11 protein-coding genes are annotated in these 12,413 nt (G+C 68.5%); 4 read left to right on the top strand and 7 right to left on the bottom strand.

Annotation, left to right across the window (positions count from 1 at the left end):
* Positions 1 to 3 precede the first annotated feature (3 nt).
* The 7 genes from ACTJKY_RS05420 to ACTJKY_RS05390 all read right to left on the bottom strand — a co-directional run bounded on the left by ACTJKY_RS05420 (position 4) and on the right by ACTJKY_RS05390 (position 8,716).
* Entirely contained in the window at positions 4 to 1,347 is a 1,344-nt protein-coding gene (locus ACTJKY_RS05420; RefSeq protein ID WP_440844708.1) for a GntT/GntP/DsdX family permease, read from the bottom strand.
* The gene (locus tag ACTJKY_RS05415) at positions 1,347 to 3,596 is read right to left on the bottom strand and encodes a glycoside hydrolase family 3 N-terminal domain-containing protein (RefSeq protein ID WP_440844706.1); all 2,250 of its coding nucleotides are present in this window, start codon (positions 3,594 to 3,596) and stop codon (positions 1,347 to 1,349) included. Before ACTJKY_RS05415 ends, ACTJKY_RS05420 begins: the two co-directional genes overlap by 1 nt.
* Positions 3,593 to 4,687, bottom strand: coding sequence for a Gfo/Idh/MocA family protein (locus ACTJKY_RS05410; protein ID WP_440844705.1), 1,095 nt, complete (start codon positions 4,685 to 4,687; stop codon positions 3,593 to 3,595). The genes ACTJKY_RS05415 and ACTJKY_RS05410 overlap by 4 nt, the downstream gene beginning before the upstream one ends.
* Before the next feature lie 109 nt (positions 4,688 to 4,796).
* Positions 4,797 to 6,131 carry an ATP-binding protein gene (locus ACTJKY_RS05405; RefSeq protein ID WP_440844703.1) on the bottom strand — a complete coding sequence of 445 codons (1,335 nt, stop codon included), beginning with the start codon at positions 6,129 to 6,131 and terminating at the stop codon, positions 4,797 to 4,799.
* Entirely contained in the window at positions 6,128 to 6,850 is a 723-nt protein-coding gene (locus ACTJKY_RS05400) for a response regulator (protein ID WP_440844701.1), read from the bottom strand. The genes ACTJKY_RS05405 and ACTJKY_RS05400 overlap by 4 nt, the downstream gene beginning before the upstream one ends.
* Positions 6,851 to 6,918: 68 nt before the next feature.
* Positions 6,919 to 8,220, bottom strand: a complete 1,302-nt coding sequence (locus tag ACTJKY_RS05395; RefSeq protein ID WP_440844700.1) for a M28 family metallopeptidase — start codon at positions 8,218 to 8,220, stop codon at positions 6,919 to 6,921.
* Between the two features lie 40 nt (positions 8,221 to 8,260).
* On the bottom strand, positions 8,261 to 8,716 hold the full coding sequence (locus ACTJKY_RS05390; protein WP_440844698.1) for a universal stress protein: 456 nt from the start codon (positions 8,714 to 8,716) through the stop codon (positions 8,261 to 8,263).
* 130 nt (positions 8,717 to 8,846) lie between these two features.
* On the opposite strand from ACTJKY_RS05390, the gene ACTJKY_RS05385 reads away from it, so the two are divergent.
* The 4 genes from ACTJKY_RS05385 (at position 8,847) to lpdA (ending at position 12,271) form a co-directional block, all read left to right on the top strand.
* On the top strand, positions 8,847 to 10,142 hold the full coding sequence (locus ACTJKY_RS05385) for a pyruvate dehydrogenase complex dihydrolipoamide acetyltransferase (RefSeq protein ID WP_440844697.1): 1,296 nt from the start codon (positions 8,847 to 8,849) through the stop codon (positions 10,140 to 10,142).
* Between the two features lie 13 nt (positions 10,143 to 10,155).
* Complete coding sequence (locus ACTJKY_RS05380) at positions 10,156 to 10,383, top strand: hypothetical protein (RefSeq protein WP_440844696.1); 228 nt, start codon at positions 10,156 to 10,158, stop codon at positions 10,381 to 10,383.
* Positions 10,376 to 10,771, top strand: coding sequence for an acyl-CoA thioesterase (locus ACTJKY_RS05375; RefSeq protein ID WP_440844694.1), 396 nt, complete (start codon positions 10,376 to 10,378; stop codon positions 10,769 to 10,771). Before ACTJKY_RS05380 ends, ACTJKY_RS05375 begins: the two co-directional genes overlap by 8 nt.
* A 102-nt stretch (positions 10,772 to 10,873) precedes the next feature.
* Positions 10,874 to 12,271 (top strand): dihydrolipoyl dehydrogenase, encoded by a 1,398-nt coding sequence (lpdA, locus tag ACTJKY_RS05370; RefSeq protein WP_440844692.1) that lies wholly within the window; start codon positions 10,874 to 10,876, stop codon positions 12,269 to 12,271.
* The last annotated feature ends 142 nt before the right edge of the window (positions 12,272 to 12,413 follow it).

The following is a 12,413-nucleotide window of genomic DNA, read 5'->3' as shown; positions in this document are numbered from 1 at the left end:
CCCTCAGACGAACGGCCATAGCAGCAGCGCCATGCCGAAACTGGTCAGCCCAGCGATGGTGGCACCGATGGTCCAGCTGCGAAAGGTCTGCGCTTCGGTGAGGCCGAGATATTGCTTCACCAGCCAGAAGCCGGTGTCGTTGACATGGCTCGCCACGGTCGCGCCCGCGCCGATCGCGACGGTGACCAGCGCGATGCGGTCCGGCCCCAGCCCGGCCGCAGTGATCAGCGGCGCGGCGAGCCCCGCCGCGGTGACCATCGACACCGTAGCCGACCCCTGCGCCACGCGGACGAAGGCGGAGAGCAGGAAGGCGAAGACGGGAATCGAGACCTGCGCCGCCTGCACGGCCATGGTGATCTGCTTGCCCGCGCCCGAATCGATCAGCACTTCCTTGTACGCCGCGCCAGCGCCGATGATCAGCACCATCAGCCCCGCCGGCTCCAGCGCGCGGGTGCTGATCCTGGAGAGCGTCTCGAACCCCGCCCCCGCCACGAAGCGCAGCCACGCCATCGCGGCCAGCACCGCGAGGATCAGCGCGGTGAAGGGGTGGCCGAGGAAGACGAGCGTCGAACGCGCCAGCCCCGGCGCCATCGCCTCGCTCGCAACCGTGCCGATCAGGATCAGCGCCAGCGGCAGCAGCATCGCCGCGAGCGCCGGGCCGAAGCCAACCGCATTGGTCTGCGGCGCGCCTTCGTCGAGCATCGGCGGCGCCCCGATCGCGCCATAGCCGGGCGCGCCATGCGCCAGCTTGGCGAAGACGGGACCGGCAAGGATCGCCGAGGGGATGCCGCAGATCAGGCCATAGAGCGCCATGCGGCCATAATCGGTGTGGAGCAGCTCGGCGACCGCGACAGGTCCCGGATGCGGCGGCAGCAGCGCGTGCATCGTCATGAGGCCGGCGAGCAGCGGCAGCGCGAAATAGGTGACGCGCCGCTCCGCCCGCACCGCAAGCGTGGTGAGCAAGGGCGCGAGGATGATGAAGGCGACGTCGAAGAACAACGGCACGCCGATGATGATGCCGATCGCGGTCAGCGCCCAGGGGACGCGCTTCTGCCCGAACAGATCGAGCAGCCGCCGTGCGATCGCCTGCACGCCGCCCGAGGCCTCCAGCATACCGCCCAGCACCGCGCCGAGCCCGATCACCACCGCGACCGAGCCGAGCGCCTCGCCCGTGCCCTTCTTGATCGCGGCGATCACCGCCTGCGGATCGTTGCCGAAGACGAGGCCGGTTGCCAGCGCCACCAGCAGCAGCGCGACGAAGGGCTGGAGCTTGAGGCGAAGCACCAGCAGGATGACCGTCGCGATGCTGCCCGCGACGATGAGCAAAGTATGCCAGGGCTCGCCCATCACGCGATCTCCACCCTGGTGGAAAGCGACGCGGCGGGCACCTGCCCTTCTGACGCCGCGGTGATGCGGAACTTGGCTTCGCTCTTGAGGTCGGCCGAAGAGGCGCCGGCCATCAGCCGGATGTCGCCGGCCTCGACGATCCACTTGCCGTCCCGCCAGAAGGCAAATTGCTCGGGGGTGAGGGTGAAGCGCACGGTGCGGCTCTGGCCGGGCTTGAGGGGCACACGCGCAAAGCCGCGTAGCTCCGCCACCGGCCGCGAAACCGAGGCGACGGGATCGTTGGCGTAGAGCTGCACGACCTCTTCCACCGCAATCGTGCCGCGATTGGTGACCTGCACCGAGGCGGTGATCCGGCCGCCGGGGGCCAGCGTCTCGCCGCTCAGCGTCAGCGCACCATAGCCGATCTCGCCATAGGTCAGGCCGTGGCCGAAGGCGAAGAGCGGGCCGATATCGGTGTCGTGATAGCGCGCACTGTCCACCGCCAGGTCCGGATTAGCCGGGCGGCCGGTGGGCAGATGCGCATAGCTCTGGGGCGACTGGCCGGTCCGGCGCGGCATGCCGATCGGCAGGCGACCGCCGGGGACGGCCTTGCCGGTGAGGATCTCGGCAATCGCCGGACCGCTTTCGATGCCGAGCAGCCAGGTCTGCAGCACGGCAGGCACCCCGGCTAGTTCGCGTTCGAGCGCCAGCGGGCGGCCGCCCATCAGGATTGCGACGATCGGCTTGCCGGTCGCCTTCAGCGCCTCCAGCAAAGCTCCCTGTCCGTCGGGGAGGCCGATCTCGGCATAGCTGCGTGCCTCGCCGGTGCGATTGAAATCCTCGCCGAGCGCGACCAGCACGATGTCCGCCCGCTTGGCCGCTTCGACCGCCGCCGCGACATCGGTGCCCGGCTGATAGTCGGCACCCGCCAGCGCCGCCTTGAGCGTCACCGCGTCGGTAGCCTGCCCCCGCGCGCGCCACGAACCGATCGCCGAGGAGGCATCGTCCGCCAGCGCGCCGATCAGCGCGAGCTTAGCACCCGGCTTGAGCGGCAGCACCGCACCTTCGTTGCGCAGTAGAACCACCGAACGTTTCGCGAGATCGCGCGCCTCGGTCCGCCGCAGCGGCGCCTTGTCGCGCGCCGGATCGCCGAAGCCATAGGGATCGTCGAACAGTCCCAGTCGCGCCTTGGTGGCAAGAATGCGCCCCACCGCCTCGTCGATCAGCGGCACCAGCGTCGCATCGGCCGTGGCCGCTTCCGCGAGGTAGGTGGCGTAGCTGCCGCTCGCCATGTCCATGTCGACGCCCGCCTTGAGCGCCAGCACCGCGGCTTCGCGGGCATCGGCGGCGATGCCGTGGTTGACCAGCTCGCGGATCGCGTTCCAGTCGCTCACCACCAGCCCCTGATAGTGCCACTGGGCGCGCAGGAAGCCGCGCACCAGATCAGCGTTCGCGGTCATCGGCACGCCGTCGAGTGCGTTGAATGCTGTCATGAAGCTGCCGGCCCCTGCCCGCGCGGCGGCATGGAAGGGCGGCAGATAGACTTCGTTGAGCGTCCGGGGGCCGACCTCGGCGCTGTCGTAATCGCGGCCGCCCTCGGCGGCGCCGTAGCCGACGAAATGCTTGGCGCAGGCCATCATCCGCATGCCCTTGGCCAAGTCCGCCCCCTGGAAGCCGGCGACCTGCGCCTCGGCGATGCGGCTGCCCAGATAGGCATCCTCGCCCGCGCCTTCGACCACGCGGCCCCAGCGCGGATCGCGCGCGACGTCGACCATCGGCGTGAAGGTCCAGTGCAGCCCCGCCGCCCAGGCCTCTTCCGCCGCGATCCGCGCGGCCTGTTCGGCGACCTTCGGGTCCCAGCTCGCCGCCAGCGCCAGCGGCACCGGCAGGATCGTGCGATAGCCATGGATCACGTCCATCGCGAAGAGCAGCGGAATCTTGAGCCGCGATTCCTCCACCGCGACGCGCTGGAGGTCCCGCAGGGGCTCGGCGCCCCCGACGTGCAGGAAGGAACCCATCTCGCCCTTGCGCACCCGGTCGAGCATCGCCGCGTCGAGCTTGGAGTTGAGCGACTTCTGCCGCCCGCCCGCGATCTGGTTCATCTGCCCGACCTTTTCGGCGAGCGTCATCTGCCCGATCAGCGCCTGGATGCGGGCACGATGGTCAGCACCCAGCGGTCGCGCGGCACGCGCGAGCGGCGTCCAGGCGGAAGCGGCGAGCATCGCGCCGGCCGCCAACACGTTCCGTCGATTCATGGGTAGGTGCTTCATGCCAGCGTGATCGCCCGATGCTCGCGCGCTGAGCGATAGATGGCTTCGATCAGCCGCATGTCGCGCAGCCCTTCCTCACCCGAGACGATCGGCTCCCGCCCGGCCATGATGCATTCGGGCAGGTGGTCGAGCTGGCGGACGAACTGGTTCTTGGCCGGCTTGGGAAGCACCACCTGCTCGCGCTTGCCGTCGAGCCGGGTCCACATCTCCTGCCCCTCGTAATTGGTGGCGGGCTCCAGCTCGACCCAACCCTTCCGGCCAGTGACGCGGTAATGGTTGTGGTTCGAGCTGTAGCTCGACACGCAATCGGCGATCAGCCCGCTGGGGAAGCGGAACTGCCAGTCGATCCGATCCTCTACCGTCTTGAACCGCGGGTCGCTGCGATCGGTATATTCCATCGCGGTCACCTCGACCGGTTCCTCGCCCGAGAGATAGCGCGCGGCGTTGAGGCTGTAGATGCCGATGTCCATCATCGACCCGCCGCCCGACAGCGCCTTGTCGAGCCGCCACTGGTTGGGGCCCGCGTAGAAGCCGTGCTCGGCGAAGATCAGCGTCGGCTTGCCGAGTGCGCCGGACTTCACCGTCTCGATGGCTTTGAGATTGTACGGCTCGAAATGGCAGCGATAGCCGATCATCAGCTTCTTGCCGGCCTTCTTCGCCGCCGCGATCATCGCCTGGCATTCGGCGACTGAGACCGCCATCGGCTTTTCGCACATCACATGCTTGCCCGCCTGGTGCGCGCGGATCGTGTATTCGGCGTGCATCGAATTGGGCAGCACGACATAGACGATGTCGATGTCCGGATTGTCGCGGATCCGGTCGTACGTCTCGTAGCTGTACTGATGGGTCTTGGGGATGCCGTATTCGGCGCCGTATTTCTCCAGCTTGGCCGGGGTGCCGCTCACCAGCGCCTTGAGTTCGGCGAACTCGCAATCCTTGAGGTTGGGCATGATCTGCTTGGTGGCGTAATAGCCAAGGCCGACCACCGCATAGCCGAGCTTGCGCTTGGGCGCGGCCTGCGCCGATCCGCCGAGTGCACTGGCCAAGACCCCGGCGCCGATCCCGCCGAGTACGTCGCGTCGCGTTCCCATGATCCTCCTCCTCGTCCCCGTCGGCATTGCGTGCCGCACGGCCGACAGCGGTATCAACAATGGGAGAGGCGGGCCAGCGTCTCGGGGTCGTAGATGGAAACGATTGAAATCAAAGCGGAAGCGTGACGGTGGCGCACAGTCCGCCGCCGCTGCGCCGGTGGAGCGTGATGTCGCCGCCATGCGCGCGCGCCGCCGCCCGGGCGCTGGCCAGGCCCAGCCCCATGCCGCCGGTATCGCGGTTGCGCGAACGCTCACCGCGGAAGAAGGGATCGAACACGCGCTCCATGTCTCCGTCGGGGATTCCCGGGCCCCGATCGCGCACCGCGATCACCGCTTCACGGTCGCGCGCCGACAGCACCAGCTCGGCCCCGCCGGCATATTTGACCGCATTGCCGACGAGATTGGCGAGCATCGCCTTCAGCGCCACCGGGTCCGCCTCGATCACCACCGGGTCGCCCAGTTCAAGGCTGACGTCCGCGCCGCGATCGGCGGCATCGTCGACCACCGTCTCGGCCAGCGAGCGCAGGTCGAGCGGGCGGCGCACGCCGATGCGGCTGCTGTCGCGGACATAAGCCATCACCGCCGAGATCATTGCCTGCATCTCGCGGATATCGCCTTCGCACGCCGCGCGCATCCCCGGATCGGCATCCTCGACGCGCAGGCCCAGCCGCATCAGCGGCGTGCGCAGATCGTGCGCCACCGCCGCGATCATCGTCGCGCGATCGTCGACATAGCGATTGAGCCGCGCCTGCATGTCGTTGAACGCGCGGGCCGCCTCGGCGATCTCGGCAGGGCCGTCCAGCTCGATCGGCGGCGCGCGGGGATCGCGGCCCAGCCGCTCGGCAGCGCGGGCAAAGGCACCGATCGGCCGGGCGAAGCGCTGCGCCATCGCCCAGGCGAACACCGCCGCCGCCAGTGCGGAGAGCACCAGCCAGGCAATGACGAACAGCCGCCAGGGCTCCAGCCCCTCGCCGGGCGTCACCGTCCGCCAGCTGCCATCGGCCTGCTTGAACGAGGCTTCGAATCCCCCGGTGACCACCACGTCCTGCGCCGCGGCGGCGTTGGCGGGGGCCGGTGCCGGGGGCAGACCTGCGCGGTTATAGACCTGCGGCCGCTGCAAGAAGCCGACGGGGAAGCGCAGGATCACCTGATCGGGGGGCACGCCGAGCGCGGTTGCCAGCGCGACTTCGGTCCGCTCGGCGCGCGGGTTCCAGGGCTGGCGCTCGACCTTGGGCGACCGCAGCACTTCAAAGCCCTCCGGCGCCGCGGCGGGATTGCGCATCGCCTGGGCGATCTGGCCGACCGTGTGCAGCTTCGGGTTGGGGGTCTGGATCGCGAACAGCAGCCCGAAATTGAGCAGTTGCACCACCGCCACGCAGGCGAGCATCCGCACGAAGATGCGCAGGAACAGCGGCGAGCGAGATGCCGCCGTTCCGTTGCTCATGCGCGCGTCACACGGGGAACGAACAGATAGCCTTCATTGCGCACCGTGCGGATGATCTCGTCCGCGCCCGAGCGCAGCTTGCGGCGCAAGCGGCTGACCTGCACGTCGATCGCACGGTCATAGGCGTCCGAGTCCGGGCCGCGCGCCGCGGCGAGCAGCGCCTCGCGGGTCAGCACCCGGCGCGGGCGTTCGATGAACACGCGCAGCACCGCGAACTCGCCGTCGGTGAGGCCGACCAGCACGCCGTCGGGATCGAACAGCTCGTGGCTGCCCAGGTCGATCCGCCAGCCCTCGAAAGTGTAGACATCGCCCGCCGGCGGCGCGGCGGTGGTGCCGCGCTTACGCAGCGCCGCGCGCACGGTCGCCAGGATCTCGCGCGGGCTGCACGGCTTGGGCAGATAATGGCCGGCACCAACCTCGAGCCCGAGGATCCGGTCCTGCTCCTCGCCCAGCGCGCTCAGCAGGATGACGTCGGGGCCGTCGGCGGTGGCGATGCGACGGCAGGCGGAAAGCCCGTCCTCGCCCGGCATCATCACGTCGAGGATCACGACATCGACCGGCATCTTCTCGAGGATCACGTCCATGTCGCGCGCGCTCGACGCGGTCTCGACCCGGTAGCCGCGCGCGCCGAGGCTGTTGGCGAGGAGAAGGCGGATGTCGCGGTCGTCATCCACCACGAGCAGCGTGGCGGGATCGTCGGACAAGGGATGGGTTGCCATACTCAAACTCGACTCTTCAACAAATTGGCCCCCGCTGGCGGCCCCTATGAACCCTTGCGCCCGAAGGTTCAACGTTCGCGCACCGGGCGCGCGCCGAAGCTGACCAGGCTTTCCGCTCCGTCCGCTGCGACCGCCGCTACACCCACAAAGCTGTCGTCGACGATGATGCCCTTCAGCACCGTCTCGGTCTTGTCGCCGGCGACGTCGACATGGTTGGTCCAGGCGTCACTGTCGGCGGAGCGCCAGTAGACGCGGTACTTCGCCGCCCCGGCCACCGCCGGCCATTTCACCGTCGTGTCGGTGGCGAGCGCGCCGCTGAGGATCACCGGCTCGGGCGCGGCGGGGGCGCTGGCGAGGCGACGCAGCGTCGCGACGTTGAGCGCGGTGACCTTGGCGAGGTAGGGGAAGTCCATCCTGTCGACGGTGTCGCCATAGACCTTGCCACCCTCGGTGCGCAGGTCCTGATGCTGCGCGTCGTAATTCTCCACGCCGACCGAGAACCGCACCGCCGGATAGCCGAGCGCCAGGAAGGGCGAATGGTCGCCGCCGCGCCCGAAGCGATCGGGACGGCGCACCATCAGCACCTTGAGGCCGGCTGAATCCGCCGCCGCGACGCCGCGGATCGCCTTGGCGAGCGCGCGGCTGGGGCCGTCATCCTCGCCGCCATCGGCACGCCTTGCCTTGCCCTCCGCCACGGTTTCGGAGTCGCGCGCGCCCTCGGAGAAGACGCGGACGCGGTCCGCCACGCGGCGGCCGTCCTGGCCGATCGTGTTGCCGACGATGTCGTTGTTGAGCACCGCCGAGACGGTCCAGCCGCGTTCCTTGGCCGTGTCCGCCAGCAGCTGCCCGCCGTAGAGCCCCTGCTCCTCGCCCGAGAGCGCGGCATAGATGATGGTCGCCTTGAACTTGTGCTTGGAGAGCAGCCGCGCCGATTCCAGCACCAGCGCGACGCCCGAGGCATCGTCATTGGCGCCGGGGGCATCGGCGGTGGCGTTCATCACGTCGGTCACGCGGCTGTCGATATGGCCCATCACGATCACGACGCGATTGGGATCGCTGCCGCGCTGGATGCCGAGCACGTCGACGATCCGCACGCCATTGGGTGCGCGCGGCCCCTTGAACTCCCGCGCGACCTCGCTCGTCTCGATACAGCCGCCGCAGGCCGCGCCGATCTTCGTGAGTTCGCCGCCGAACCAGCGCCGCGCCGCGCCGATGCCGCGCGTCGGGTTGTCGGGATCGGACAGCGTGTGGCGCGTCCCGAAGCTGACCAGCTTTTCGACGGTGGCCTTCAGCCGCTGCGGATCGGGGCGATCCTGCGCGATAGCGGGGGTAGCGAGCAGGGCGAGCGGCAAAAGATCTAGGATGCGCATGGGCTTATGCTGACGTGCCCGGCCGCGCCGGTCAATCGACTCAGCTCAGCCTGTCGATCGCATCCATGTCGAGCGAGCCCGGAATGATCATCACCGGCACGGTGAGCTTGCCGGCATCCGCGCCGGTGAAGTGGGTGACCAGCTTGCCCGGCGCACCGCTCGGCGCCGCGCCCAGCACCAAGGCGGCGATGTCGCCATTGGCCGTCAGCATCTCGCGCACCACCTTCGGCCCGTCGCCTTCGCGCACCGTGATCGACGGGGTCAGGCCGGATTCGCTGAACAGCGTGCCCGCCGCGCGCATCACCAGCGCCTCGGCGCGCTCGCGCGCTTCTTCCTCGATCGTCGCCATCACGCCGCCCCATTGGACGAATTCGGGAAGCGGAATCAGCGCGAGAATTTCGACATTGCCCCCCGTCTTGGTCGCCCGCCGTGCGGCGAAGCGCAGCGCGATTTCGGCCTCGGGCGAATCGTCGATCACCACCAGATAGGTGCGCATGGGGGCCTTCCTTGCAATCCTGCGTTCAGTGGACCGGCGCGGGCCGCAGCGCAAGAGCGGGGCTTGACCCTAGGGACTGCGGCGGCAAAGGAGGGGCCAGCCACCCCCAGGACCAACGACGGGAACCTTCATGGGAATCGAAATCAAGATGCCGGCACTTTCTCCCACCATGGAGGAGGGCACGCTTGCCAAGTGGCTCGTCAAGGAAGGCGACACGGTGAAATCCGGCGACCTGCTTGCCGAGATCGAAACCGACAAGGCGACGATGGAATTCGAAGCGGTCGACGAAGGCGTGATCGGGAAGATCATGATCGCCGAAGGGACCGATAACGTAAAGGTCGGCACCGTGATCGCGGTGATGGCCGGCGAAGGCGAGGACGCATCGTCCGCCACTGCCGCCCCCGCGCCGAGCCCGACCCCTGCGCCGGCGCCTGCCGCGAGCGCGCCCGCTCCCACGCCGACTCCGGCCCCTGCCCCCGCGCAGGCCGCTGCTGCGTCGGGTTCGCGCGTCAAGGCGAGCCCGCTCGCCCGCCGCATTGCCGCCGACAAGGGCGTCGACCTGGCCGGCGTGAGCGGCTCGGGCCCGAACGGCCGCATCGTCAAGGCCGACGTCGAGGGTGCCAAGCCCGGCGCCGCGCCTGCTGCCGCACCGGCCGCCGCCGCTGCTGCCCCCGCCCCGACGGCTGCTCCGGCCGCCGCACCCGCGGAAACCAAGGCGGTCTGGTTCGACGATTCGATCCCGCACGAGGAAGAGAAGCTCTCGAACATCCGCAAGACGATCGCGCGTCGCCTCACCGAGTCGAAGCAGACCGTCCCGCACATCTACCTCACGGTCGACATCCGCCTCGACGCGCTGCTCAAGCTGCGCGGTGAGCTCAACAAGGCGCTCGAAGCGCGCGGCGTGAAGCTGTCGGTCAACGATCTGCTGATCAAGGCACTGGGTGTCGCGCTGGCGCGTACCCCGAAGTGCAACGTCACCTTCACCGGCGACAAGCTGATCAAGTACAGCCGCGCCGACGTGTCGGTCGCGGTGTCGACCCCGACCGGCCTGATCACCCCGATCGTCAAGGACGCGGCGAACAAGAGCGTCTCGGCAATCGCGACCGAGATGAAGGACCTCGCCGCCCGCGCCCGCGAGGGCAAGCTGCAGCCGCAGGAATATCAGGGCGGCACCGCCAGCCTGTCCAACATGGGCATGTACGGCATCAAGCAGTTCGAAGCGGTGATCAATCCGCCGCAGGGCATGATCATGGCGATCGGCGCGGGCGAGAAGCGCCCGTACATCATCGACGACGCGCTCGGCGTGGCGACGGTGATGAGCGCCACCGGCAGCTTCGACCATCGCGCCATCGACGGTGCCGACGGGGCCGAGATGATGAAGGTCTTCAAGGAACTCGTCGAAGCCCCGATGGGCATGATCGCCTGATCGGAGCCGGGCGGTGCGCGTATTGATCGAAGTCATCCATATCGTGGTCGGGCTGATCGCGGCGTGGATCATCGCGTCGCTCGCCGCCTGGTCCTACCGCCGCGCCACCCACGACATCTGGCTGGTCGCCTATGTCGCGATGGTCGCGGTGGTGGCGATGGGCATCGGCCCGCTGCGGCGGGCTTATGCAGAAGACCGCGCCCGCTTGAACGGAAGCAAGGAGGCTGCTCGCGATGATTGATCAACAGGGCGGCCCGCCCGACCGCCAGCCGGCGATCCGGGTGACGACGATGCCGGCGGATACCAATCCCTATGGCGACATCTTCGGCGGCTGGCTTATGAGCCATATGGACATGGCGGCGGGGCTGTTCGCCTCGCGCTATTCCCGGGGCCGCGCGGTCACGGTGGCGGTGGAGGGAATGAAGTTCCACTCCCCCGTTTCGGTCGGCGACGAGGTTTCGGTCTATGCCGAGCTGGTCAAGGTCGGCCGCACTTCGATGACCATCGAGGTCCAGGCCTGGCGGCGTGGCCGGCATGTCGAGGAAAGCTGCCTCGTCACCCAGGCGCATTTCGTGTTCGTCGCGGTCGACGCCGAAAAGCGCCCGCGGCCGGTGGAACAGATCGCGTAACGCACCCGCGGACGCCGGGCGACGCATGCAATTCGCCGGCGCCGCATTATGTACTCCCCAGCCCTCCCCTGCCGATGGGAAGGGAGCAGAAGGAAGCAAGTCTTGGCTGAATCCTACGACGTCATCGTTCTCGGCTCGGGCCCCGGCGGCTATGTCGCGGCGATCCGGGCGGCCCAGCTGGGCCTGAAGACCGCCATTGTCGAGCGCGAGCTGCTCGGCGGCATCTGCCTCAACTGGGGCTGCATCCCCACCAAGGCGCTGCTGCGCTCGGCGGAAATCTTCCACTATATGCAGCACGCCAAGGATTACGGCCTGATCGCCAACCAGATCAGTGCCGATCTCGACGCGGTGGTGAAGCGCTCGCGCGGCGTTGCCAAGCAGCTGAATCAGGGCGTCACGCACCTGATGAAGAAGAACAAGATCGCGGTGCACATGGGCACCGGCGTGCTCACCGCGAAGGGCAAGCTGACCGTCACCGCCGCGGACGGCAAGAAGACCGACCTCGAAGCGAAGAACATCATCGTCGCCACCGGCGCCCGCGCCCGCGACCTGCCCTTCGCCAAGGCCGACGGCAAGCGCATCTGGACCTATCGCCACGCGATGACGCCGACCGAGATGCCGACCAAGCTGCTGGTCATCGGCTCGGGCGCGATCGGCGTGGAGTTCGCCAGCTTCTACAACGACATGGGCTCGCAGGTGACGATCGTCGAGATGCTCGACCGGATCGTGCCGGTGGAGGACAAGGACGTCTCCGCGCACCTTGAAAAGGCGTTCAAGAAGCAGGGGATGACCATCCTCACCCAGACGGGCGTCGACAAGCTCGACGTGACGGCGACGGGCGTGAAGGCGTCGATCAAGGACAAGGACGGCAAGGTCACCGTCGAGGAATTCAGCCACGTCATCGTCGCGATCGGCATCGTGCCGAACACCGAGAATATCGGCCTCGAGACGCTGGGCGTGAAGACCGAGCGCGGCCACATCGTCACCGACGGCGCCTGCCGCACCAATGTCGACGGCCTGTGGGCGATCGGCGACGTCACCGCGCCGCCGTGGCTCGCGCACAAGGCCAGCCATGAGGGCGTGATTGCAGTGGAGGCGATCAACGGCGGCCACCCGCACGCGATGGACCCGCGCAACATCCCGGGCTGCACCTATTGCCACCCGCAGATCGCCAGCGTCGGCCTCACCGAAGCCAAGGCGAAGGAAGCGGGCTACGAGGTCAAGGTCGGCAACTTCCCGTTCATCGGCAATGGCAAGGCGATCGCGCTGGGCGAGCCGGAAGGCTTCGTGAAGACGGTGTTCGACGCCAAGACCGGCGAGCTGCTCGGCGCCCACATGATCGGCGCGGAAGTGACCGAGATGATCCAGGGTTACACGATCGGCAAGACCGGCGAGCTCACCGAGGCCGAGCTGATGGAAACGGTGTTCCCGCACCCGACGATCAGCGAAACGATGCACGAGGCCGTGCTCGGCGCCTACGGCAAGGCACTCCACATCTGATCCGGTTGCGGCGCAACCAGCGCCGCCCGCAAGGAAAAAGCTCCGGCCCGGGGAAACCCGGGCCGGAGCCGTTTCAGGCCGCGCCGTCGCGCCGCCTTGCCGGCCTCGATGCGGGGGATCACATCGAGGCAAGCCCGACTTG

It is taken from the genome of Sphingomonas sp. 22176, assembly GCF_052045505.1.
Taxonomy (GTDB): Bacteria; Pseudomonadota; Alphaproteobacteria; order Sphingomonadales; family Sphingomonadaceae; genus Sphingomonas.
Note: the sequence above shows the minus strand (reverse complement) of the source record. Positions and strands in the feature narration are given on the sequence as shown.